We start from the raw sequence: 24038 nt of genomic DNA on the forward strand, positions 1-24038 counted from the left end.
CGACTACCTGTCTAGTTGATCTGCACCGAACCACCCTTGATGCGGTTGACCCCGCTGGAGCGACTGGACAGGTAGGCGCCCTGGATGATCACTTTGCCCGCGCGGGTCAGGGTGATGCTGGCCTTGCCGCAACGCAGCACGATCTCGCGTTCGGCGCGCAGTTCCAGGCGCTGGTCGTCCAGTTGCACGCTGGCAACCGGTTCGGGCGCCATGGCCTGGCTCAGCAGGCGGCCGATCACTAGTGGGCGGGAAGGGTCGCCATCTTCGAACATCAGCGCCACTTGGCTGCCGATGTCTTCAGGGGAGAGCAGAGTGGTGCTGCGGGCGGCGATGCTCTGTTGCTCGGGGCAGCCGGGGTAGGTCACCCAGGGCGCACTGGCCTGTGGCAGGTCGAGCAGTACACCGACGACTACACCATCGATGCGGGCCTGCGCGGGCAGTGAGTATTGAACCGTCATACGCGTTACTCCTAGTTTTGCAGGATCTTGCGTCCCTTGATCACCACGTTCTTGTTAGCCTTGATGTTGATCACGCCAGAGCCGTCTATGGTGATGTCCTTGCCGCTAATGCTGATGGTGCCGTCCTTCTTCATGACGATGCTGGCTTTGCCGGTCATGATGGTCACCGAGTCACCGGCATCGATGACAAGGTTCTTGCCCACCGTCAGCTCATCGTCCTTGCCGATATCGGTCGTGCGTCCTGCGCCGACCTGGCGCGATTCGTTGTCTTTTACCGTCGTTGAAAGATTGGCTCCGACGTCCACCGAGCGGTTGGTGCCCACATTGGTCGACTGGTAGAGGCCCACGTTGACGTTTTGGTAGGCCCCGACATTCACCGTTTGAAAGGCACCGATGACAACTTCCTGCGCGGCGCCGATGGCGATCGTCTCGTTGATACCTACCGCATGGGTGCGTTGCAGGGCCACGGTCGCGGTTTCGCTGGCGCCCACGCTGATGGTGCGGTTGAGGCCTATGCTGATCGTCTCGTTACTGCCGACGCTTTCGGTACGGTTGACGCCAATGCTGATGTCCTCGTTGTTGCCCACGCTTTCGGTGCGGTTGACGCCGATGGTGATGGTCTCGTTGTGATCGACGGTTTCGGTGCGGTCGTGTTTGACATGCACAGTCTCGTCGTTATCGATGGTCTTGCTGCGGTCGTGGCCGACCCAGTGGGTCTCGTCGTTCTCGACCTCGATGTCCTGGTTCTTCTCGGCATGGATAAACAGTTGCTCTGCACCTTTCTTGTCCTCCATGCGGATTTCATTGAAGTTGGCCGGTGAGCCGTCCTTGCTCGAACGGCTTTTCACCCCGCTCTGAGTGGCATTGGCCGGTAGCGTGTAGGGCACGGTCTGTTCGGCGTTGTAGACGCGGCCAGTGATGATCGGCCGATCCGGGTTGCCTTCGATGAAACTGACGATCACTTCCTGACCGATTCGCGGGATCTGCACCGCCCCCCAGTTCTTGCCGGCCCAGGCCTGGGACACGCGCATCCAGCAGGAGCTATTGGCATTGGACTGGTCGTGGCGGTCCCAGTAGAAATGCACTTTGACCCGGCCATACTGGTCGGTCCAGATCTCCTCGCCATCGGGGCCGACCACCACGGCGGTCTGCGGCCCGCGAACAATGGGCATGGGGGTCAGGGGAAGAGGGCGGAAGGCCTGGCTGGCATCCATGCAGTCCAGCTCGCTGGTGAACTGCTCGGACAGGTCCAGCTGCGCATTTTCATAGAGTTCCTGGCGGATCTGATAGCGTGCGAACACCACCAGGTATTCGCGGTTCTGGTCCTCGCGCTCGTAGCCGGTCAGCTTGAACAAATGGCCGCAGCCCAGCCCGCGGGCGCGGCCGCGCAGCTGCACGCGCTCGAACTGGCTGTGAATGGCTTCGATGCGGGTACGCGCGTAGTGCTCGCCGTCGTTGCTCTGAACGTATTCACCGGGGTAGTCGTAGAGCGGGTGGTCGCCGTTGCTGTGACTGCGCGACACACTGGAGCGCACCTCCAGTCTGGCGCGGGGGCGCTTGAAGTCGTAGTCGTTTAGCTCCAGAGAACCGGGTTGGACTTCCCGCTCCAGTTGCCAATCGTAGAAATGGTCGCGCTCGCGCATTTGCCGATCGGGCGGGTAGAAGGGCACCGAGTCATAGTCGGCCACCGTGGAGTGGGCGCCATAGGCGTCGGCAAACACCAGTACATGACGCGCCTGCTCATGGCGAAAGTAGTAATAGATGCCTTCGTGCTCCATCAACCGGCTGACGAAGTCAAAGCTGGTTTCACGGTACTGCACGCAATATTCCCACTCGCGGTAGTTGCCGCTCAGGCTGTCTTCGAAATCGGAGAAACCGAGGTCGCGGAACACCTGCTTGATGATCTCCGGCACCGTTTTGTTCTGGAAAATCCGGCAGTCCGAAGTGCGCGTGAGCAGCCATAACCAGGGCCGCAGGCTGACGCGGTAGCCGGCGAACTGACCGTGGCCGTTCACTTGCCGGCAGCTGCAGACAACGCCGTGGAAATAGCGTTTGCTGCCGTCGTGCAGCTCCAGGGTCAGGCCCATCGGCTTGCCCAGCAACTGGTCGAATGTGATCGCTCGGTTTTCGGAGGTGAGGTCCAATTCGTAGTGGAACAATCGCCCCAGCTCTTCGTTGCCTTCCATGCTCTGCAGCAACAGGACATCGCCGCCGAGGGGACTGTCGACCTGCACCAAACGGTTGTTTTGCGTTATTGCCATAAACGACTTCCTCTGGCTCGTGTTCGGGCGTCAGTCGTCCGTCTCGCGGGGTCAGGGGAAATCGTGTCCATCCATCGCGGTACATCCACCACAGAGATGATCTCCATATCGGCCTCATAGGCACTCAGTCAAAGCGAACGTACGAGTCAATCCGGCTTCTGCGGATTAACCTTCTGTCCAGAGCCACTTGGGCGTCACCTCTAACAATTTCGGTTAAAGTCTTAGCGCGGTTTAATCCTAGTCAAGAAACTCTCCGACCAATGGAGCGAACACCGAGCCGTTTCAAGGTAGGTGACCGACGGTCATTTGCTGCCTGGCTACGAGCGCGACGACATGCACCGGGAAGTGGCGCGTCATCAAGGCAACTCGCCGTTATAGCTGGCTTGGCGTCCCATGAATGGGAGAGGTTGTTCATCTATAGCGGCCCAAGCTCACCACCACCTGCGCCTCAGCGGGTTGCCCATGGCCAAGCACCTGGGTGAATCGAAGCAAAAGCTGCTCCAGCTCATGGCGCTAAGTTGCCCGATTCGCTTGAATAACGCCCCGCGTCGCCTTGCCAAACAAGCGCGCAGCCAAAGAATAAAACGGAATATTTCGAAAGGACCCGGCATGTCGTTATCCCGCTGTCTATCTGGCCTGTCCAACTTGCTGCACTACCGCCGCGAATGGTTGCGCGCCGACCTGCGGGCCGGCTTGTCCGTGGCGGCTATCCAGATCCCGATTGCCATCGCCTATGCGCAGATTGTCGGCCTGCCACCGCAGTACGGGCTTTACGCCTGTGTGCTGCCGATGATCGTCTATGCCTTGATCGGCAGCTCGAGGCAACTGATGGTCGGCCCCGATGCCGCCACTTGCGCCATGCTCGGCGGGGCCGTGGCGCCTTTGGCCATGGGCGACCTGCAGCGTACCGTCGAATTGTCGATGATCGTCACCGTGCTGGTGGGCCTGATGCTGATTGCCGCCGGGATCGCCCGGGCGGGTTTTATCGCCAGCTTCTTCTCGCGGCCGATCCTCATCGGCTACCTCAACGGCATCGGTCTGAGCCTGATCGCCGGGCAAATGGGCAAGGTGGTGGGCTTCAAGATCGAAGGCGACGGCTTCATCCTGGGGCTGGCGGACTTTCTCCAGCGCCTGGGGGAGATCCATGGCCTGACCCTGGCCGTCGGCCTGGCCAGCCTGGGCCTTTTGATCTGGCTGCCGCGACGCTATCCGCGCGTACCTGCGGCGCTGCTGACGGTGGCGCTGTTCACCTTGCTGGCCGGGCTATTGGGCTTCGACCGCCTCGGTGTGGCGATCCTCGGTCATGTGCCGGCCGGGATGCCGGAGTTGTCCTGGCCCAAGACCACCCTGGAGGAAAGCAAGAGCCTGCTGCGCGACGCGCTGGGCATCGCTACCGTGAGTTTCTGCAGCGCCATGCTCACTGCCCGCAGCTTCGCCGCGCGCCATGGCTACGCGATCAACGCCAACCATGAATTCATCGCCCTGGGCCTGAGCAACCTGGCCGCCGGTGCCTCCCAGGGCTTTGCCATCAGCGGTGCGGATTCGCGTACCGCGGTCAATGACATGGCCGGAGGCAAGAGCCAGCTGGTGGGCATCATCGCCGCCCTGGCGATTGCGCTGATTCTGCTGTTTTTCACCGCGCCCATGGCGTGGATTCCGCAGCCGGCCCTGGGCGCGGTGCTGTTGATGGCGGGCTGGGGCTTGCTCGACGTCAAGTCCCTGAAGCAAATCTACCGACTCAGCCGCTTCGAGTTCTGGCTGTGCCTGCTGACCACCGTCAGTGTGCTGGGGCTGGGCGTGCTGCCGGGCATCATGTTCGCCGTGACCCTGGCCATCCTGCGCCTGCTGTACAGCATCTACCAACCCACCGACGCGGTGCTGGGCTGGATGCCGGGCATCGAAGGCCAGGTGGACATCCACCAGTACCCGCAAGCTCGCACTGTGCCCGGCCTGGTGGTGTATCGCTTCGACGACGCGATCCTGTTCTTCAACGCCGACTACTTCAAGATGCGCCTGCTGGACACCGTGCAGCGCGAGAGCCAACCCGAGGTGGTGCTGTTCGATGCCGAGGCGGTGACCGATATCGATGTCAGCGGCATCGCGGTGCTGCGGGAAATCCGCGAGACCCTGGCCGCCCAGGGCATCTACTTCGCTATCGCCCGTGCCCGCGGTACTTTCCTGGCGATGCTGGAACGTTCGGGGATGACCCGGGAAATGGACAGCCAGTTGCTGTTCGGTTCGGTGCGTTCGGGCATCAGGACCTACCGCATATGGCGCAACAGCATGCGCGGCAAGCAATGAAGCAGAGGAGGGTGACCGGCAGGGAGCGGCCCTGCCGGCGCTTGATCGAAGCTCAGCCAGGCTGGCACGGCATCACTGGGTGATGGTCATGCTGCTGGTGGCCTGGACCGAGCCATAGCGGATGCGCGGATACGTCGGGTCGGCGTAGCTGAAATCCATCACCGTGCCGACGGAACCGAAGTACAGGGCCTGGCAATTGAAGTTCACCGCGACCTGGCCGCCGTAAGGGGTGACCCCGATGGCGACCTGGGTCGGCCCGGTCCATTCGATCTTGCAACCCAGCGTACCGCCTGCTGCGCCGGCATTGTATCCACGACAGTTCAAGGTGGCGTTGCCGTTGCTGGTATTGGGAAAGCCCGCCCATTTGGCGATGGCCAGGTTGGCCGAGCATGAAGTGTTGACGCTGCTGGCTCCCGGGGCGAGCTTGTAGACCCCCGACGGTGGCGCAAGCGTTGCCGTGACGGGCGTCAATGGCAGCGCGGCAAGGCTCGATGCCGCCTGGTTTTCCACCACGGTGGTGGGCGAGGGCGGGAGCTTGCACACCACCACGGCGCCGACGTCGTCGGACTTCTTCAACTCACCCAGCCCAGTGATATCGGCGCCGCCCTTCGACTCGCAGAAGAGTTTGCGCAACTGGGCTTTCTCTTCGCTGTCAGCCATGGACGAGGCCTGGGCCAAAGGTGCAAGTGCCAGGCCAATGACTGCAGCCATCAGCACGCTTGAACGTTTCATGATCGATTCCTTATCGGGTTATGACTGGCTGCACCCTATGAGCCCCAGGCGGTTTTTTTCATGACAAAAGCTCGGGTGTTTCGCGCAAGCAGGGGCGCTGGGGTTTTGTCCTCTCGGGGCTTGACCTGATGCCGCTATCTGCTGTTGAATGCGCGCCCTAAAGCCTCTGCAACCTTTTCTCCAAGTGGTGAAGCCAGTGCCCTACGCCAGCCAACACGCCTGATACCGACGACGGTCCATCCTGCCTGATGGCTGCCCGTGCCTATGCACGGCGGCGCTTCATTGCCATGCCTGCCTGATCCTGTCGTTGGTTTTTCTCTTTTTTCGAGGACAAACCCATGCACACGGATATTCGTGCCACCGCGCACAACCTGGAACTGCTCAAATACCCCCGCACGCCCCACCTGCAAGGCTCGCGCCTGCAAGATGGCGACACTGACACTGGCCAAGTGCGCTATGGCGCCCTGGCCGGACAGTGGCTGGTGGTGGAAGAAAAACTCGATGGTGCCAACGCGGGCATCAGCTTTGGCGCAGGCGGCGAGTTGCTCCTGCAATCTCGCGGTCACTACCTCACCGGCGGTGGGCGCGAGCGCCAGTTCAATCTGTTCAAGCAGTGGGCCTCGGCCCATGAGCACTGGTTGCTGGAACGCCTGGAAGATCGCTTCGTGCTGTATGGCGAGTGGCTGCACAAGAAGCACTCGGTGTTCTACGACCACTTGCCACATTACTTCTGCGAGTTCGATGTGTGGGACCGCGCCACAGGGCTGTTCCTCTCCACCGCGGCGCGCCGGCGCCTGCTAGAAGGTGGGCCGGTGCTGTCGGTGCCTGTGCTGTACGAAGGCCCGGCACCGCGCCGGCATGCCGAGCTGCTAGCGCTGGTGGGCGATTCGCTGGCCAAGACCGCGCACTGGCGCCAGGTGTTCGAGCAGGTGGTGCACCGCGAAGGCCTAGACCTGGCCCGTGCCTGGCGCCAGTGCGACCGCTCCAGCCGCATGGAGGGCCTGTACCTGAAGCTCGAGGACGAGCAGCAGACCCTCGGCCGGCTCAAGTGGGTACGCCAGGACTTCGTCCAGGCCATCCTCGATGCCGACCAGCACCATGCCAGCCAACCCTTTATCCCCAATCAACTGGCCGCCGGCGTCGACCTCTATGCCCCGCGCCTGTCCATGGACTGGCAGGGCCCACGCCACGGCTACTGAAGGAGCCTCCCGAAATGGATACTCAACAACTGCGCCAACTGGTCCCCGAGCCGGGGCGCGATATGGACACCGCCGCCTGCCTGTCGGCCATTCCGGCCTTGGCGCGCCTGGCCGACACACCGCAGGACCCGATCTACCACGCCGAGGGCGATGTATGGATTCATACCCGCCTGGTGGTCGAAGCATTACTGGCCCAACCCGCCTACCAGCAGGCCAGCGCCGAGCAGCGCTTTGTGCTGTTCTTCGCGGCCCTGTTGCACGACATCGCCAAGCCCGACACCACGGTGATCGACAAGGATACCGGGCGTATCGGCCAGCCCGGTCATTCACGCCGGGGGGCGGTGGATGCGCGGCTACTGTTGTGGCGCGCCGGTGTGCCGTTCGAGCTGCGCGAGCAGATCTGCCGCATCATCGCCGTGCACCAAGTGCCGTTTTTCGCCCTGCAGGGTGATCGCAGCGGCCGCAGCCCTGAGTTCCTGCTGCACAAACTGTCCTGGGAACTGCCGCTGTGGATGCTCTGTGCCGTCGCCGAGGCCGATATGCAGGGCCGCAACTACGCCGGCAAGGCCGATGTACTGGACGCCATCGAACTGTGGCGCGAACTGGCGCAGGAGGAGGGCTGCCTGCACGGACCGCGGGCCTTTGCCGACGACTACACACGCATTCAGTACCTGCGTGGCGCCCGGGTACATCCCGACTACCCGTTGCACGCGCCGCAGGGTTCGTCGGTGGTGATGCTCTCGGGCCTGCCGGCCAGCGGCAAGGACACCTGGACCGCACAGCATCACCCGGAGCTGCCGGTGGTGTCGTTCGACGACGCCCGCCAGGCCCTGGGCCTGCGCCATGGACAGAATGAAGGCGCCGCTGCGCATTACGCCATCGACCGGGCCAAGGCCTTGCTGCGAGAGCACAAACCCTTTGTGTGGAACTCGACGCACCTGTCGGCGCAGATGCGCAACCGCACCCTGGACTTGCTCTACGGCTACGGCGCGCAGGTGGAAATTCTCTACCTGGAGCGCCCCGAGGGCGAGATCATGCGGCGCAACCAGCAGCGCGACACCTCGCTGCGCAACGATGATATCCGCCGCATGCTGTTCAAGTGGGAAGTGCCACTGCCCACCGAGGCGCATCGGGTTGTTTATCAGGCGGTGACGGGGTGAGTGGTCCAGGGGGACATGGCGACGCGAGGCATGAAGCGTTTCAAACCCTATCCGCTTGAAAAGCAACCAACTTGAAAGTCACGGCCAGAAATCACCAGGTAAATGAAAATGTCAGATACTGCAGAAAAAATAAGTGAGGTATTACAAGCTTTTCACCGTTTTGAAGATGGCTTGCTATTGTCGTTCGAGTTTAATTATGCGCCAGGCGAACGACTCGCAGCACAGGTTGTATTTCATGCCAGAGATCACCGTATTGATGGGGATGTTTGGAAGAAAGTCAAAGTGGTTGTCCGTGGCGTCGAAGAGCTGAGCGCGAAAGTTAGCGGTCATCAATTCAATTCAATTTGCTCGGGGGTTCGGCTGTTGAAGTTTGACGAGTATTGGTGTGTCGACATTGATGGAAATTACGCTTTGGATGCTGATCCAGCATCCATTGATCAAGTGCGCGAAGAAGGGGATCTATATGTTATTGGTCGTGATATTGAGGTTTATGAGCTTGAGGGCTAGGTGATACCAGTGAAAGTGGTTCTAGCCAGCACGCACCCTCGTTGATTGAACTTCCTGACGTTCCCCCCCGAACATCCTGCGACGGATGGAGTATCCCCTGGTAATGAAGCTTACAGATCTCTATAACAAGGTAATCAGTAAAGAGCCGTACAATGATATGGACGTGTTCTTCGAGAGCTATGAAAGCTTTGAAGAGATTCCGCTTGTATCAAGGTATGGTCGCTTAAAGCACCTGATGGATGAAATGAGCAGCGACGGGGTGTCTGATTTCCTGACAGGGCTCGCTTTGTTTGTTTTAAATACTTTAAGAGTCTTGAAGGTTTCAACAGGTAAAGATGTTTTTTTTGCCGTGACTTTTACAGACTTTGAAGGGCTGGCGCAGCAAGGTGTTCTCATACCCAATATTTTTATTTGCGCAAAGCCAGCTTCAGTCAGTTTTTTGGAAAAAGTACGAGAACATGATAGAGGGCTTGCGTCGAAGGAGATGAAGGAAGTGAAAAAACATTTTTCCAGCTGTGGGGCAGAAACTGCTTTTGATTTTTATGAAAGCAGATCTTATGACGCAGCTTGCGCTGAAGAAATTGTAAGGGTCTTTGCTGTACCCAGGATTTCTTGAGAGTACTGGATTCGTCAGCCAATCCGATTCGATGGTGAAGCACTCCAATGATGGGGTGGGAGCTATGCGATTGCTCGCTGCGTCAGGTCCATGGGCTTGGTCGAAGCCTATAGGTGCAGAGCGAGCCATCGGTGGATCTGAGCAGTGAGTGGTTTCGAAAACTGGAAATGACCAGCTCGGGTACGCCAATTCAAAGCGTCGAAAGCGCCCGGATATGTGATCCAAGCCTGATAGCTGATCACAGCTCCTGTGAGCCTTGGAGTTATGCTATTTAACATAATATACATTATGCGTAGATATGACATGTTCATGTGGGTCACGATACCCAAGAATTACCCAGGCTCAGCTGCAACGCTTCCTACCCTCAGGGACAGCTTCTGAAGCCAGGCTTCGATCACTCTGCTGTCGCTCGCGTCTGGGCCTTCGCAATGACATCCTGGACAAACGAATCCTGATTCCTTTGCTCCTTGTAGCCAACCCAGGACTTCACCGGCCCTGGGCCGAAAAACTTCCAGTTGCATGACACCCACGAATTCCGACCGCGGATGAACACGTGGTGTGTGTCTTTCGAAATTCGGAATGCCTGTCAAAGTTCGAGCGGGAGAATTTCAAACTCAGGTGGTTGCTGACTGTGGCCCACCTGCATATCGAACTATTGAAGGTGGGCTTTGGCTAATTGCCGGGACGACCAAGGAATCTACCGACAGAGCTCTCTGTATCGATTCACGTTGGAAACTGCAGAGTCTAGTGTTGTTGTTTTGTATTTGTAGTAGTGGATTATATTCGCCTGGGCCGGTCCGACATTGCCGAAGTATTCTTCCCAGGCACTACTCTTGGTGAGCAAGTCAGAGAGCATGGTTCTCAAGTCGTTTTCCGTCCAGGCTGTCTTGTAGCCTTTAATCTCACCAGGGGCCGGGCTGTTATGTTTTACATAATTAACCAGCAGGTACTTTCCTTCGTAGGCCATAAATACCGTATACACGGTCCCTTGAGGGGCTGACTGCCTGTACCAAGGGATCACGACAAAATGATGAACCACTGGTCCCGTACTAAAGTGCCAAACAGCTGTCTCCGAGTGCAGGCCGTGAAATAAAAGAGCCTGATCGATTTGGTATTTCATGCTTCCGTTATTTGTAATGACATCGTTTCCAACATCATTTTGCACCTTCCCGTAGACAGCGCAGCTCATTTGAATGGGCACGGAAGGACAATCCTTCAGCCCCATGAGCGTTGCATTGTTTTCTATTGCCTTGACCAGATCTTCCCCTGTCATGCTTCTTGGCTCCTGCCCAGTTGTTCAATATGCATTTTAAATAATCGATATTGCTGTCCCTGGTGAGGATAGCTTCGATCTGCCCTTTATCAAATACACCTCGCCGCGGGTCTTGCCGAGTGCTGCCGGGTGTCGAGATATGGCTCGCGGGATGAGCTACCCTGCCCTTACAATATGACGCTTATAAATAACTAAACTAAATGAATATTTAGTTTAGTTATATTGGATATCAGGAGTTACCCATGACCTTTCCCCTTCGAACAATGGTGGGCAGTGTCGCTTTATCGGCCCTGCTGGCCACTTCTCTGGCAACGGCCGAACAAGGTCCTTCATTCAACTGCAGTGAGAAAATGACCGGGTCGATAACCACACTGATCTGCCAGAACCCTGGTCTCGCGGCACTGGACCGCAAGTTGGCCACTATTTATCGCGACGCCCTGAAGAATGCCGGCAAGCGCGGCAATGTGCTCAAGGCCGAACAGCGTGGCTGGATCAAGGGCCGCGACGAGTGCTGGAAGACCGATGATCAGCAAGCCTGCGTGGCTGATAGCTATCGTCGGCGCATCGTCGAACTGCAGACGGGTTATGGGCTGGTCACCTCCTCCGCTCCAGTCATGTTCGATTGCGCGAGCAATGGCCGTATCAGTGTCACCTTCTTCCAGACCGAACCGCCCACCCTCACCGCCTTATATAAAGGCCGGCAATCGCTGATGCTGGAGGCCAGCTCTGCCAGCGGCTCACGTTACCTAGGGCAGAACGAGAGCTTCTGGGAGCATCAGGGCGAGGCTGTTGTCACTTGGGGCCATGGGGCTGAAGAGATGATCTGCAAGAAAGCAGGCTGAGCCCTGCCGTCTGCACCGTATGGGGTGCAGGCCGCCAAGCCCTGGGGGTTAGTTCCTGACAATACCCGGCGTACCGGGCGACTGCTGGCTGGCCCGATCCGGATGATCGCGCTCGATGAACCGCCGCAACCCTTCCTGGGTTTCCGGTTGATGGATCGAGCGGTTGAAGCACTGCGCTTCGATCTTCAAGCCCTCCGCCAATGGCAAGCCATAGCCACGCACGGCCGCTTCCTTGTCCGAACGCATCGCCGGTTGCGGCAGGCCGGCCAGGACATGGGCCAGCTCCAGTGCCCGTTTCAGGGAGCGCCCACTGGGCACTATTTCGTTGACCAGGCCGATACGGTACGCCTCCTGGGCGTCAATCACCTTGCCCGTGAGAATCAGTTCCATGGCCCGGCCCATGCCGATGATCCGTGGCAGGCGCTGGGTGCCGCCATCCGCCAGGCCGATATTCCAGCGCCGGCAGGTAACGCCGAACGAGGCGTGTTCTTCAGCGATGCGGATGTCGGCAAAACAGGCCCACTCCAGGCCACCGGCATAGGCCACGCCGTTGACCGCGGCAATGATCGGCTTGTAGATCTCGGTCCAGCGGCTGGGGCCGATGATGCCCGGGCGTTCGCCACGGTCGTGGGCTGCCATTTCCTCGGCGCTGCTGGGCACCAGTTGCGCGGCCGCCTTGAGATCGCCGCCGGCGCAGAAGGCTCGGTCGCCGGTGCCGGTGATGATTGCCACCAGGGCGTTGTCATCCTCGCGAAAACGCGTCCAGGCCTCGATCAGCTCGCGGTGGGTGACCGGGCCGATGCAGTTGCGCTGCTCGGGACGATTGAAGCGGATGATCACCACGGGCCCGGACTGCTCATAGGCTATTTCGCTGAAAGTCATAAACGCTCCTGTTTATGTGTGTCCTGCGGTGAAACGGCTGCGCAATCCAGTATAGGCAGTGCTAAAAGTGAGGTTATGGCGATTTTCAGGTCACTCCGGGCTTTCTTGACAAGGAAAAAGACTGGTATGAATTCAGAGACCCGCGCCTTCTCGGCCGAATAAAACAGGAATCAGCACCATGAAGGTAATGAAGGTATTGCCACTGCCCAGGAAAGCCGTGCCTAGGGCCTTAGTCCTGGCCCTCAGCAGTATCATCCTGTCCCTGCCCCTCGCCCAGGCCTGCACCCGGCTGACCTACCTGGGAAGCAACCAGAGCGTGATCACCGCCCGTTCCATGGACTGGAAAACCGACGTGGCGACCCATCTGTGGATCTTCCCGCAGGGCATGCAGCGCAATGGTGAGGTGGGAGCCAACTCGATCAAGTGGACCTCGCGCTACGGCAGTGTGATTGCCTCGGGCTATGACATCGCGACTTCCGACGGCGTCAACCAGGCAGGCCTGGTGACCAACCTGCTGTGGCTGGTGGAGTCCCAGTACCCGTTGCCCGACAACGGCAAGCCGGGCCTCAGCATCGCCGCCTGGGCCCAGTATGTGCTGGACAACTACGCCACCGTGGCGGAGGCCGTGGACGCGCTGAAGAAAGAGCCCTTTACCCTGGTGACGGCCAATGTCCCCGGGGACACGCGCCTGGCGACCCTGCACCTGTCGATTTCCGACGCCACGGGGGACAGCGCGATCATCGAGTACATCAAGGGCAAGCCGGTGATTCACCATGGCCGGGAATTCCAGGTCATGACCAATTCCCCGACCTTTGATGAACAGCTGGCCCTCAATGCCTACTGGAAATCCATTGGCGGCACCGTCATGTTGCCGGGCACCAACCGCGCCGCGGATCGCTTCGCCCGAGCCTCCTTCTATGTCAACGCTATTCCCAAGGACGAGAGCCCGCAGGTCTCCCTGGCCAGCGTGTTCAGCGTAATCAGAAACGTCTCTGTGCCTTACGGCATCTCCACCCCGGGTGAACCGAATATCTCCTCCACTCGCTGGCGCACTGTAGTGGACCATCAACGCAAGCTGTACTTTTTCGAGTCGGCACTGACCCCCAATACCTTTTGGGTCGACCTGAAGAAGATCGACTTCGCAAGCACTACGGGCCAGGTGAAGAAGCTCGACTTGGGCAAGGACCAGTCCACCATCTATTCCGGCGAAGTCTCCGGCGACTTCAAGGTCACCCCCGCCTTCAAGTTTCAAGGTGCCTGAGCGGGTTCTACGCTGCCGAGGCAATGTGCCCCGAGCGCCCGAGGCCACAAGGCCCGGGAGCTCGGGGTATCGCGAGGGGGCTACGGGACCAGGGTCAGTGGCGGCTGCAGGGTGATATCCAGCGTGGCCAGTGTGCAATTGCCAGTGAGGGCCTGGTTGAAGGCACTCAACTTTTGAAGGGGACCGTTCCAGGTCACGAATATGTCATTGGCCCCGCAATTGCTGGCAGGTACGAAATTGGAGACGACAAAGCTGACGCCCTCCAGCTTCAAGGAAAATACGTTTTCCGGTTTCAAGATCCAGGGCAGATTCTTTGCCTGCAAGGACTTGCAGATTCCGCTACCGCTGATGAACACACTGTGGATCTTGGCTTCATCCTGAGTGTTGATCGAACCGCTCAGGCTGATGCCACAGGTGACCTGTGCCTGAAACGACGACGGCAGTTTTATCGAGAGGGTGCCATTGTTGCCGTAGAACGGGCCCTGGGGTGAAAAGTGTGGTGCAGCGGCCACCAGGGTCGTGGAGCACAACCCTATGACAAGCGCACTTGCGATCATCAGGCTATTCAAGCTTTTCATTGTTGTTCCTCACGCATAGGGCGAAGTGTTTCGCCGGGGTAATGGCCATGATCGAGAGGTCATGAAAACGGCAGGACGTCCCTTTCCAGCCAAGCTTCAGGTCGGTTGCATTTCACGGGAGCGGCCAAGGCGCCAAGGAAAGTCCTCCGCCCTGGGCGAAATTCAAAAACAGCATTGAAATATTTTTTTGAATCAAATAGCTGGCAATCTCCGATCGGTCAAGGCTCCCCATCGGCCTTCAACCCTGTGGCAAGCCTGCCGGGGGGCCTGTTAGGCTAACCCGCCCACCGCGTCGCCGCGGTCTCTACAGCCCTTCGCGGAACCGCACCATGTCCTCCACCGCCCAATTCTGGCGCGACCCGAACCTGCCTTACGTCGAAAGCCGCCGGGCCTGTGACAGCCGCGCCAACTACAAGGCCCACAGCCATCCGACGGTGTCCATCGGTGCCGTGGACCGGGGTGTCAGTGTGTTCAGCGGCGGCGCCCAGGGCCCGACCCGGATCCGGGCTGGCAGCGTGGTATTTGTCCCGGCCGATTGCGCCCATGCCTGCAATCCCCTGCCCGACAGCGCCTGGAGTTACCAGATGCTGCACCTGGACCCGCGCTGGGTGGACGCTGTGCGCGAAGAAGCGCAGCAGCATGGGTCGGCGCTTTCCCAGGTCGTGCTGAGCCACGACAGTGGCCTCTACCAGGCTTTTTGCCGGCTCAACCAGTTGTTGTTTTCCAACGCCAGCTGGCAGCACAAGGAGGCCGCGCTGATCGAGTTCATCGGTGGCTTGGCCACCCGGGAGCAACCGGTGATTGCCCTGGCGGCCGATCCGGCCCGGGCCAGCGCAGGCGTGCGCCGGGTCGTGGATTTCCTCCAGTGTGATCCGCAGCAGGCCAGGCCTCTGGAGCACTTGGCGGAACTGGCGGGAATCAGCCGCTACCAGTTGATCCGCGCCTTTCGCGCGGCCACCGGGATGACGCCCCATGCCTACCAGTTGAACCAGCGGATCATCCAGGCCCGCGCTTCGCTGCAGGCCGGGGAAGCGTCGGCAGCCCTGGCCCAGCGCCTGGGCTTTGCCGATCAGGCGCATTTTCAGCGAGTGTTCAAGGCTCATGTCGGCGTAACCCCGGGCCTGTACAAGGCCTGAGGCCGCGCAATTTTCTTCAATACCCCGGCTCTCTCGGCGCCGCAGACTTCCAGGCTTTCACGTCACTGGAAGGCTCTACCCATGATTCAACAGTTCCTGCTGGTCGCCGCCGCGCACTTTCTCGCCCTGCTCTCCCCCGGCCCGGATTTCTTCCTGGTAGCACGCATGTCCATGGCCGCGGGGTGGCGATCGGCCACCGGCGCCTGCCTGGGCATCGCCCTGGCCAATGGTGCCTTTATCGTCCTGGCGTTTGCCGGGGTCTCGGTGTTTCGGGCAGGCAGCCCGCTGTTCCTGGCGATCCAGTTGGCCGGGTGCGGCTACCTGCTTTATATGGGCTGGCTGTTTATCCGTCATGCCGGTGCCAGTTCCCTGGCCGCGGTGGACGGCAACGACGAAGCCCGGCCGCTGGGCCGGGCCACCTGGTGGCGTGGCCTGGGCATGGGCTTTCTCTCTGGCATCCTCAACCCCAAGAACGCCCTGTTCTATGTCAGCCTGGCGTCCCTGGTGGGGGCCCAGACCAGTGCCGGCTGGAAGCTGGTCTATGGCTTGTGGATGTTCAGCGCCGTGCTGTTGTGGGACGTGCTGGTGGCCCTGGCCATTGGCAACCGCCGCGTGCGCGAGCGCTTTGCCCGGGCCCTGCCCTGGCTGGAACGGGGCACGGGGGTGGTGCTGATCCTGCTGGCGCTGCTGGTGATCGGCGCCACTGTGGGGCGTCACTGAATCACGCCCCGGGCAGTGACTTCCAACTGTCATTACAAATAAACAACAAAGCAATAATCTGCCGAAAGCGCCGCTGCCGATATTGTCGCAACGGTGAACGGGCCTGCCGGGCATTGCCCGGTATCTGCCCCGCCGAAACAGTGCAAGGAGGACCTGCCATGCAACAACAGCCACGCCTGGGGTGCGGTGTCGCGATTGTCCGGGACGGCCAGCTGCTGCTGGTCAAGCGCCTGCGCGACCCGGAAGCCGGTTGCTGGGGCCTGCCCGGAGGCAAGGTCGACTGGCTGGAACCGGTGGAACAGGCCATGCGCCGGGAAATCCACGAAGAACTGGGGCTGACCCTGCAAGGCGTGAGCCTGTTGTGCGTGGTCGACCAGATCGACCCGCTGCGCCAGGAGCACTGGGTATCACCGGTGTACCTGGCCTCGGCCCCGGCCATGCCGGCGCGCAATTGCGAGCCGCACAAGCACAGCGATGTGGCCTGGTTCGAGCTCGACCGCCTGCCCCAACCCCTGACCCAGGCCACCCGCAGCGCCGTGCGCGCCCTGGTGCAGATGGCCGCCCTGGAAAGCTGAGCAGCCACGCCCCGGCCCTTCCCGACCTGCGACCGATGGCCGCAGGCATTGGTCTAATTAGCCCGCCGCCGCTTTCGTCTGTTTGTTACCATGCGCGGGTTTTTGCCTGTCTGGCTGTTCAAAGGGCGTTATTTCATGAGTGTTCTGCTGACTCGCCGCACCCTGCTCACCAGCGCCGGAGTGCTCGGCCTGGGCCTGCTCGCCGGTTGCGACAACAGTCCCCGACTGTCCTTCAAATACGGCAAGGACCTGAGCAATCAGATTCTTGGCCGCACCTTCAAACTCACCGATTCCCAGGGCGAAACCAAGTCGCTGTCCAGCTACCGCGGCCTGATGCCGATGATTTTCTTCGGCTTCACCCAGTGCCCGGCCGTGTGCCCCACCACCCTGGCCCGCGCGGCCCAGGCCAAGAAGCTGATGGGCCGTGATGGCGACCGCCTGCAAGTGGTGTTCATCACCCTGGACCCGGAGCGCGACACACCCGAAGTGCTGGACGCCTACGTCAAGTCCTTCGACCCCAGCTTCGAGGCGCTGTACGGCACCCTGGAGCAGACCGCTGCCACCGCCAAGGAATTCGGCGTGTTCTACGAAAAGATCCCCAGCGGCTCGACCTACACCCTGTCCCACACCGCCACCAGTTTCGTCTTCGACTCCCGGGGCACCTTGCGCCTGGGGCTTTCCCAGTCCCTTACCGCCCAAGAGTGCGCGGAAGACCTGCTCACCGTCATGGAGGTTTGTTAATGCATTCCCTACAGCGCCCATCCCGTCTCAAAGCTGCCCTGCTGCTGGTTTCCTTGCTGGGCCTGGGCGGCACCGCCAGCGCCGCGACCCAAGTGGACAACGCCTGGGTCCGCGCCACCGTAGCCGGCCAGCACGCCAGCGGCGCCTTCATGGACCTCACCGCCAGCAGCGACAGCAAGCTGGTTGAGGTGCAATCGCCAGTGGCCAAGAACGTGCAGATCCACCAGTCGAGCATGCACAACGACGTGATGAGCATGCAGCAAGTGGACGCCGTGGCCCTGCCGGCCGGGCAGAAAGTCAGCCTGGACACCCACGGCTACCACGTGATGCTCATGGAGCTCACCGGCCAGATCAAGGCCGGCGACATAGTGCCCCTGACCCTGACCGTGGAAAACGCCAAGGGCGAGAAGGAAACCATCAAGGTCGAAGCCCAAGCCCGAGCGCTGAATGCGCCGGACCACAGCATGATGAAACACTGAAAACAAGTAGCGCAAATGGCCCCAGGGCCAGCTGAAAAAGCCGCGTTCTCGTAGGACGCGGCTTTTTTTTGTCCGAGGCAAACGTCCCGACCTGGAAAACCCGACAGTCGCCAATCTCTTGAATGCTTGGCCGGCTATTTCCCGCAACCGACTCATGTGCGAATCTACGCGCCATTTTTTACTAATGGCACATAGCTATTTTTTGCCAGTGCGCTGGCCTGCTAGCCAGGGTTCAAAGCAAGAGCTGAAAAACAATTATCAGGGATTCGATATGTCGCCAGACCGCACTGTGATCCATGTGCTTTTTTTCGTCGGACAATCGGGACAGCCCACCGTATTGCCATTAACCGATGCTTATGAGGTGGTGGTCTATCCCTCCGAGGGACCGCCTGACATCCCCCCTTTCACTCTGGAAATAGCCCCTTCATCGCGCACCTCCAGCCGACAGCAGTTAGACGTAGCCTCGTTCACTACCCTTTACGGCGAGAATGGCAGTGGCAAGACCGAGATGTTGCTGGGGGTGTGCGAAGGACTGGCTGATTGGGAGTCTAAATCCAAAGTCAGCATTCTTTGGGAAACGGAACAGGGGCTGTACCTATCGAAAGGTCTTTCGCTTAACAAGACCAGGCTGCTCTCCAGCCTGCAGATCACTCAAGACAAGTTTTGCGTACCGCCCGAATTTTCGGCAGTTTTCTACTCGACCTCTCCGTTTGAAAAGGTCAGACGCGCACTCTTGCGTCGTAGAAAAGTAAAAGATGTCAGCCCAAGGTTTGGTCTGGTCGTGGAGTCGGAGATGGTTGCGGCATTTAATGCCTATCCCTTTCTCAAGGACAAAGCCACCTTCGTCTCCGAGGCGACGGCGGAAATAAAACTCAAGCCGGCTTCATTGGTTGACTTGGTGAAGTCATATTCCGCGGACGGAGCCAGAACCTACAAGGCCCTGGAGCCGGAAATGAAGACCCGGCTTCATGAGATCGACAGGCGCTCATCAGTACAGACGAGGTTTATCTGCTCCTTTGCCGTCCTGGAATGCCTGGACAGAGTAACTGATGAACAGCTTCATCTGTTGATTGATACGTTGCTGGCAATGATCAAAGTTCACGGCCCGTGGCTCAACGACTTGCTGTTGGTTGACTTCCCTCAACTGCTTCTGCTGGCAGGAAACGATTTCTTGGCCGAGCAATTGCTCAAGGCCCGCAACGCGCTGGATGTAGTCCGTCCCTTGTTCAAAAACGTCAATACTTGGAGGCGACTGGCCTCTTTGGCCTATTTGGATGAGCAAGCCGGTCACCAGATCCGTCAACATGAAGGTGTGTTTTCCGAAGTGGCTGCACTCGGTTTGCTCAAGTTCTCCTTCAAGCAACTGAGCTCCGGCCAGGCCAGCATGATGTCGCTGTACTGCTCCACCGCCCGGGCCTTCGGCGAGTTCGAGCGCGAGTCGCAGGATAGGTTGATGCTGCTGTGCATCGATGAAGGCGAGATGTTCATGCACCCCAAGTGGCAACGCATGTACATCGACAGCCTGCTGAAATTCATCGGGCAATTCGGTTCCCTGGCGAAAAGAACCCACGTGTTCATTTCCACCCATTCACTGATCGTCGCCGCCGATACACCCGCCGGCCGCCTGTTCGACCTGGACAACCAGCAACTGACCAATGCCTTCGGCTACACCCCCAAGCAAACCTTGAACTCGGTATTCGCGGTGGGAGATTTCACGGGCGAGTTCAACCTGAACCTGCTGACCAAACTCTCAGATGTGTTGAACCGCAAGGATCAAGACTTGGAAAGCATCAGGCACGCCTGGCAGATCGCCGACACACTGGCCAACGATGAGCTCAGGCACCATGTACAACAACAGTTGAGCGTGCTGATCGGAGGCCCGCATGCTCAAGCTTAAGGTGGATCCGACCGCTAAACAGCGGCACCTGCAAACCTTGGGCGAGCGTTTTGACAAGGCCATGAGTGCCTGGAAGTCACCCTTCGCCGGTTATCCTCCCTTCACATCAGACTTGAAGAAGGTGTTGCAGAGCGAGCGCGATTTCATACTTGTCGGCGATGTCAGCCGGCTACACGGGGTGATCCAACAGGTCAAGCACCAAGCCGGGCCCCTTGATCATTACTTGCGAAATCGACCCAGCGCAAAGTCCGGCGCTCGGCAGGCCGATATGGAGAAGTTGATCACCAAGCTGGGCGAAATCTTCGACTACAGCAATTTCATCTACAAGGGCGTCGGCTGGAACGCCTACAAGCTGGTAGGCAGTTATGCACTGCGCATCTGCCCTTACTGCCACCTGCACCATGTGAATTACCACGGCCAGAGTGTCGGCACCCCCAGGAAACTGGAAATGCGGCCGCCTCTTGATCACTTCTTGCCCAAGTCGATCTACCCCTATCTGGCGGTGTCGCTGTACAACCTGGTGCCCTCTTGTCACCCGTGCAACTCCTCGATCAAGGGGGATGACGACCCCGCCCATACAATCCCCCATCCTTTTGACCCCGCCGCCCCCCTGGACATGAGTTTTACCCTCAAGGGGTCGGCGCTTGGGATCTCTGGAATCACCGAGGAAGAACTTGAGCTGACCGTCACTGGTAACGGGGCCTGGGGCGAGTTCACCACATTCTTCCACCTGCAGGAGCGCTACCAGTGGTACGCCCCGGAGGTGACCGACATGCTCAAGCGCAAGCAGTTTCGGGATGAGAGCGATGCGGTGGTTCAGTCGTTGATACGTGCGGATTTCATCCTTGGGTTTGCCCCGCACGACTTCGAAAAACGTGCCCTGGGCATCTGCCTGCGGGACATCGCCAAAAACCTGAAGGTGCTCTGAGCCTCAATCTATCGCCCGCGCCAGCCAAACGGTGAACCCACAGCAGTCCGGGTCTTCGCTGATGTGCTGCACCACCTCGAAACCATGGGTGTCGAGCAAGGTGCAGTATTCCCCCGGGGAGAGGCTGGCGTGGTACAGGTCTTGGCCCTCGAATTCGCCGATGGCCTCCCCTGCCTCGGGGCCGCTGGTGAACATCAGGGCACAGCCCGGGCCGGCGTGGCGTTCGAAAACGGCGAACATGGCGCGCTGATCGTCCGGGCTCAGGTGAAACAGGCTGTTCCAGGCGAGGATGCCGGCAAAATCCTGGTCCAGGGCGAGGCTGCGCATGTCAGCGTGGATCCATTGCTGCCCGGCAAAGCGCTGGCGGCACTGGTCCAGCAAGGTGGCAGAGCTGTCGACGCCGGTGACTGCACATTGGTGTTCGATCAGGTTGCGCGCAATCGGCTCGCCACCTCCGCAACCCAGGTCCAGCACCTGGCCGCCCTGCCCCATGACCCGGCGAAAGCGCTCCAGCCATGCCTGCTCTCCCTCGAAGGCCTCGGGGTTGGCGCTGCGACGCTGGTCCCAGACCCGAGCATGACGCTGGTACAGATCGACGATATGACGGGCGGACTCGTGCATCCACAGGTTTCCGTGTGCGTGTGTGGCCGCAAATTACAGCACAACGGCGCTTGGGCCGGGCGTCAAACCGTTCAACTGCGCCCTGCCAGCTCCAGCAACTGCTCGCGCAGCCAGCGGTTGGCCGACTCGTTCTGCACTTGCTTGCTCCAGTACAGGTTGAGGCAGACCTCGGGCAGGGTCAGGGGCATGTCGAGAATCCGGTTGCCCAGCCCGGCGTTGATCAACTGCGCATTGTTGCGGGTCAGGGTCAGCAGGCCATCGCCCTGGGCCACCAGTTGCGCAGCGGTGAGAAAGTGCTGGCAGTGCTGGCGGATGCGCCGTACCACCCCCAGGTGCCCCAGGGCCAGGTCTTCGACGCAGATGCCTCGGCGCCTGGAGGTCACCGCCACATGCTCGGCCGCCAGGTAGCGTTCCACCGTCAGTTCGCCGCTGAAGCCGGGGCCGGCCATCACGCAGAAGGAGTCCTGCAGCAGCAGTTGCTGTTGCAGTTGCGGGTCGGTGAGCCGCGACAGTTCGATGGCCAGGTCAATACGCCCGGCAATCATCTCCAGCTTCAGGTCGGCCCAGTGCACGCTGGTGCTGCGCACTTCCAGGTGCGGGGCAACACGGTTCAGGTGCGCCAGGATCAAGGGCAGGATCACCGGCTCCAGTTGCTCCGGCATGTTCAGGGTGAAACGCCGGCGGTCCCGCAACGGGTCGAAGGCCTGGGCCGGGTTGAGGCTGCGGCGCAGACCGCTGAGGGCGTCCTGGATCCCCGGGGCCAGTTGCTTGGCCAGCGGCGTAGGGGCCACGCCATAGCCTTCGCGGACGAACAGCGGATCGTCCAGCTGGGCGCGCAGGCGCGCCAGGGCGTGGCTGATGGCCGACTGGCTGAGGTGCAGCACCGAGGCGGCGCGGGTCAGGTTGCGCTCCTGGTACACCACCTCGAAGACCCGGAACAGGTTCAGGTCCAGGCGGCTCAGCCCTGACCATTCATGCGGTGAGTTCATGGTTGTGCCCTCGCAGTCTCGACCCGCAGCAGGCTAGCAGCGGGCCGGCGCCGGCAGAACCATGTAGCGCATTCATGAATCTCGATGAATAACCGTCGGTTCTGTGGTGCCCCGGGCGCTGCCTAAGATGGCCGTGCCGATAACAACAATTCAGGAGGCACCATGGACCTTGCGGCCTATCAGCAGCACCTTCACGCCCTGCAGCAGGCCGCCTGGCCCGAAGGCGCGCCGCGTACCCCGCAGTACCCCCTGGGCCAGCAGCCCCTTACCGAATACCTGCGGGCCTGGGCGCAGTCGCAAGCCAGTGCCGTGGCCCTGGACTTCTATGGCTATCAGTTGAGCTTTGCCGAGCTGGACCGGCTGTCCGACCGGTGCGCCGCCTTGCTCGGCGAGCTGGGAATCGGCCCCGGGGACCGGGTGGCGGTGTACCTGCCCAACTGCCCGCAATTGCATATCGGCTTCTGGGGCATTCTCAAGTGCGGCGCCGTGTACGCGCCGGTCAGCCCCCTGGCGCGCACCCTGGAGCTGGAGTATCAGCTCAAGGACAGCGGCGCCCGGGTGATCCTGTGCTTCGACCAACTGCTGGATGTGGTGCAGGCGGTCAGCGACGCCTGCGAGTTGAGCGCGATCCTGGCCACCAGCCTCAGCGAGTTGTGCCCGGCCACCCCGAGCATTCCCCTGCCGGACCTGCTGCGGGCGCCCAAGCGCCTGGCTCCGGGGGTGATCGACTTTTTCCCCGCCCTGGAGGCCTGTCGCGCCGCCACCCCGGCCCACCGTCCTGCCCTGGGCGATATGGCCGCACTGAACTACACCGGTGGCACCACCGGCATGCCCAAGGGCTGCATTCATAGCCACGGCGACATGCTCTACACCTGCGCCAGCTTCGTGCCGGTGGCCTTGGGCCTGAGGCAGGACAGCGTGCTGCTCAATTTCCTTCCCGAGTTCTGGATCGCCGGGGAAAACGCCGGCCTGCTGTTTCCCATCTACGCCGGCTGCCGCCTGGTGCTGCTGGCGCGCTGGGACGCCTTGGGTTTCATGGCGGCGGTGGCGCACTACCGGGTCAGCCATTGCGGGCTGCTGGTGGACAGCGCCGCCGAAGTGCTGGAGCACCCAAGCGTCGCCGACTACGACCTGAGCTCCCTGAAGGCCACCGGCTGCATCTCTTTCGTCAAGAAGCTCACCCCGGACTATCGCCAGCGCTGGCGCGCGCAAACCGGCTGCACCCTGTTCGAGTTCAGCTTCGGCATGACCGAAACCCACACCTGCGACACCTTTACCGCCGGCCTGCAGACCGACGACTTCGACCTCAAAAGCGCGCCAACCTTCGTCGGCCTGCCGGTGCCGGGCACCGAGTTCAAGGTCTGCGACTTCGACAGCGGCGCCCTGCTGCCCCTGGGCTCCGAGGGCGAGTTGTGCGTGCGCAGCCCTTCCCTGCTGCAGGGTTACTGGCAGCGCCCGGAGGCGTCCGCGGCGGCCCTGCGCGACGGCTGGCTGCACACCGGTGACCTGGGGCAGATCACCGGACAAGGGTTTATCCGCTACCTGGGCCGGCGCAAGGAAATGCTCAAGGTCAATGGCATGAGCGTGTTTCCCAGCGAGCTGGAGGCGCTGTTCGGCCAGCACCCGCAGGTGCTGGCCAGCGCAGTGATCGGCCGCGCCGATGAACGTCGGGGCCAGCAGCCGGTGGCCTTCGTTGTGCTCAAGCCCGATGCGCCCCAGGACCCGCATGCCCTGGCAGCCTGGTGCCAGGAGGTGATGGCCGCCTACAAGGTGCCGCAGATCCGCCTGGTGGCCAGCCTGCCCATGACCGCCACCGGCAAGGTCAAGAAGAACGAGCTGGAACAACAGCTCTGAGCCCTTCCTTTTCAGCATTGTGAGAATT

23 protein-coding genes are annotated in these 24038 nt (G+C 60.6%); 15 read left to right on the plus strand and 8 right to left on the minus strand.

Annotated features, from left to right (window positions below):
* Positions 1-11 precede the first annotated feature (11 nt).
* Together PFLCHA0_RS15165 and PFLCHA0_RS15170 are read right to left on the minus strand one after the other, a co-directional pair.
* Positions 12-458, minus strand: a complete 447-nt coding sequence (locus tag PFLCHA0_RS15165) for a DUF6484 domain-containing protein (RefSeq protein ID WP_015635607.1) — start codon at positions 456-458, stop codon at positions 12-14.
* 11 nt (positions 459-469) lie between these two features.
* The gene (locus PFLCHA0_RS15170) at positions 470-2719 is read right to left on the minus strand and encodes a type VI secretion system Vgr family protein (RefSeq protein ID WP_015635608.1); all 2250 of its coding nucleotides are present in this window, start codon (positions 2717-2719) and stop codon (positions 470-472) included.
* Positions 2720-3328: 609 nt separating this feature from the next.
* Between PFLCHA0_RS15170 and PFLCHA0_RS15175 the strand changes: the two genes are divergently transcribed.
* Positions 3329-5020 carry a SulP family inorganic anion transporter gene (locus PFLCHA0_RS15175; protein WP_041752252.1) on the plus strand — a complete coding sequence of 564 codons (1692 nt, stop codon included), beginning with the start codon at positions 3329-3331 and terminating at the stop codon, positions 5018-5020.
* Positions 5021-5092: 72 nt separating this feature from the next.
* Here the strand turns inward: PFLCHA0_RS15175 and PFLCHA0_RS15180 are convergent, their stop codons facing one another.
* Positions 5093-5752 (minus strand): hypothetical protein, encoded by a 660-nt coding sequence (locus PFLCHA0_RS15180; RefSeq protein WP_015635610.1) that lies wholly within the window; start codon positions 5750-5752, stop codon positions 5093-5095.
* A 338-nt stretch (positions 5753-6090) separates the two neighbouring features.
* On the opposite strand from PFLCHA0_RS15180, the gene PFLCHA0_RS15185 reads away from it, so the two are divergent.
* From PFLCHA0_RS15185 to PFLCHA0_RS15195, 4 genes are all read left to right on the plus strand, one after another.
* Positions 6091-6951: an RNA ligase family protein gene (locus PFLCHA0_RS15185; RefSeq protein WP_015635611.1), complete on the plus strand. Its 861-nt coding sequence runs from the start codon at positions 6091-6093 to the stop codon at positions 6949-6951.
* Between the two features lie 14 nt (positions 6952-6965).
* A complete protein-coding gene (locus PFLCHA0_RS15190) occupies positions 6966-8111 on the plus strand; it encodes an AAA family ATPase (RefSeq protein ID WP_015635612.1) in 1146 nt (381 codons plus the stop codon).
* A gap of 108 nt (positions 8112-8219) precedes the next feature.
* A complete protein-coding gene (locus PFLCHA0_RS31700) occupies positions 8220-8618 on the plus strand; it encodes a hypothetical protein (RefSeq protein ID WP_155246650.1) in 399 nt (132 codons plus the stop codon).
* Between the two features lie 103 nt (positions 8619-8721).
* Positions 8722-9234 (plus strand): Imm15 family immunity protein, encoded by a 513-nt coding sequence (locus tag PFLCHA0_RS15195; RefSeq protein ID WP_230493599.1) that lies wholly within the window; start codon positions 8722-8724, stop codon positions 9232-9234.
* A 697-nt stretch (positions 9235-9931) separates the two neighbouring features.
* On the opposite strand, the gene PFLCHA0_RS15200 is transcribed toward PFLCHA0_RS15195, so the two are convergent.
* A complete protein-coding gene (locus PFLCHA0_RS15200; RefSeq protein ID WP_041752256.1) occupies positions 9932-10507 on the minus strand; it encodes a hypothetical protein in 576 nt (191 codons plus the stop codon).
* 242 nt (positions 10508-10749) lie between these two features.
* Here PFLCHA0_RS15200 and PFLCHA0_RS15205 point away from each other — a divergent pair, with 242 nt between their 5' ends.
* Positions 10750-11349: an MliC family protein gene (locus PFLCHA0_RS15205; RefSeq protein ID WP_015635614.1), complete on the plus strand. Its 600-nt coding sequence runs from the start codon at positions 10750-10752 to the stop codon at positions 11347-11349.
* Positions 11350-11397: 48 nt separating this feature from the next.
* Here PFLCHA0_RS15205 and PFLCHA0_RS15210 read toward each other — a convergent pair whose 3' ends face one another.
* Positions 11398-12231, minus strand: coding sequence for an enoyl-CoA hydratase/isomerase family protein (locus tag PFLCHA0_RS15210; RefSeq protein WP_015635615.1), 834 nt, complete (start codon positions 12229-12231; stop codon positions 11398-11400).
* A gap of 178 nt (positions 12232-12409) precedes the next feature.
* On the opposite strand from PFLCHA0_RS15210, the gene PFLCHA0_RS15215 reads away from it, so the two are divergent.
* Positions 12410-13492: a linear amide C-N hydrolase gene (locus PFLCHA0_RS15215; protein ID WP_015635616.1), complete on the plus strand. Its 1083-nt coding sequence runs from the start codon at positions 12410-12412 to the stop codon at positions 13490-13492.
* An 80-nt stretch (positions 13493-13572) separates the two neighbouring features.
* Here the strand turns inward: PFLCHA0_RS15215 and praB are convergent, their stop codons facing one another.
* Complete coding sequence (praB, locus tag PFLCHA0_RS15220) at positions 13573-14070, minus strand: alkane oxidation protein activator PraB (RefSeq protein WP_015635617.1); 498 nt, start codon at positions 14068-14070, stop codon at positions 13573-13575.
* Positions 14071-14399: 329 nt separating this feature from the next.
* Here praB and PFLCHA0_RS15225 point away from each other — a divergent pair, with 329 nt between their 5' ends.
* From PFLCHA0_RS15225 to PFLCHA0_RS15255, 7 genes are all read left to right on the plus strand, one after another.
* Complete coding sequence (locus tag PFLCHA0_RS15225) at positions 14400-15206, plus strand: AraC family transcriptional regulator (RefSeq protein WP_015635618.1); 807 nt, start codon at positions 14400-14402, stop codon at positions 15204-15206.
* Positions 15207-15290: 84 nt separating this feature from the next.
* Positions 15291-15926 (plus strand): LysE family translocator, encoded by a 636-nt coding sequence (locus PFLCHA0_RS15230; protein ID WP_172621764.1) that lies wholly within the window; start codon positions 15291-15293, stop codon positions 15924-15926.
* Between the two features lie 158 nt (positions 15927-16084).
* The gene (locus PFLCHA0_RS15235) at positions 16085-16501 is read left to right on the plus strand and encodes an NUDIX hydrolase (RefSeq protein WP_015635620.1); all 417 of its coding nucleotides are present in this window, start codon (positions 16085-16087) and stop codon (positions 16499-16501) included.
* 135 nt (positions 16502-16636) lie between these two features.
* On the plus strand, positions 16637-17242 hold the full coding sequence (locus PFLCHA0_RS15240; RefSeq protein ID WP_011061312.1) for an SCO family protein: 606 nt from the start codon (positions 16637-16639) through the stop codon (positions 17240-17242).
* Positions 17242-17721, plus strand: coding sequence for a copper chaperone PCu(A)C (locus PFLCHA0_RS15245; RefSeq protein WP_015635622.1), 480 nt, complete (start codon positions 17242-17244; stop codon positions 17719-17721). Before PFLCHA0_RS15240 ends, PFLCHA0_RS15245 begins: the two co-directional genes overlap by 1 nt.
* 271 nt (positions 17722-17992) lie before the next feature.
* Positions 17993-19618, plus strand: a complete 1626-nt coding sequence (locus PFLCHA0_RS15250; RefSeq protein WP_015635623.1) for an AAA family ATPase — start codon at positions 17993-17995, stop codon at positions 19616-19618.
* On the plus strand, positions 19605-20546 hold the full coding sequence (locus PFLCHA0_RS15255; protein ID WP_041752258.1) for a hypothetical protein: 942 nt from the start codon (positions 19605-19607) through the stop codon (positions 20544-20546). Before PFLCHA0_RS15250 ends, PFLCHA0_RS15255 begins: the two co-directional genes overlap by 14 nt.
* Positions 20547-20549: 3 nt before the next feature.
* On the opposite strand, the gene PFLCHA0_RS15260 is transcribed toward PFLCHA0_RS15255, so the two are convergent.
* Both PFLCHA0_RS15260 and PFLCHA0_RS15265 read right to left on the minus strand, forming a co-directional pair.
* Positions 20550-21167: a class I SAM-dependent methyltransferase gene (locus PFLCHA0_RS15260; protein ID WP_015635625.1), complete on the minus strand. Its 618-nt coding sequence runs from the start codon at positions 21165-21167 to the stop codon at positions 20550-20552.
* 71 nt (positions 21168-21238) lie between these two features.
* Positions 21239-22156, minus strand: coding sequence for a LysR family transcriptional regulator (locus PFLCHA0_RS15265; RefSeq protein WP_015635626.1), 918 nt, complete (start codon positions 22154-22156; stop codon positions 21239-21241).
* Positions 22157-22318: 162 nt separating this feature from the next.
* On the opposite strand from PFLCHA0_RS15265, the gene PFLCHA0_RS15270 reads away from it, so the two are divergent.
* On the plus strand, positions 22319-24010 hold the full coding sequence (locus PFLCHA0_RS15270; protein WP_015635627.1) for an AMP-binding protein: 1692 nt from the start codon (positions 22319-22321) through the stop codon (positions 24008-24010).
* Positions 24011-24038 lie beyond the last annotated feature (28 nt).

Origin of the sequence: Pseudomonas protegens CHA0 (assembly GCF_000397205.1) — a bacterium.
In the GTDB taxonomy this organism is placed as follows: domain Bacteria; phylum Pseudomonadota; class Gammaproteobacteria; order Pseudomonadales; family Pseudomonadaceae; genus Aquipseudomonas; species Aquipseudomonas protegens.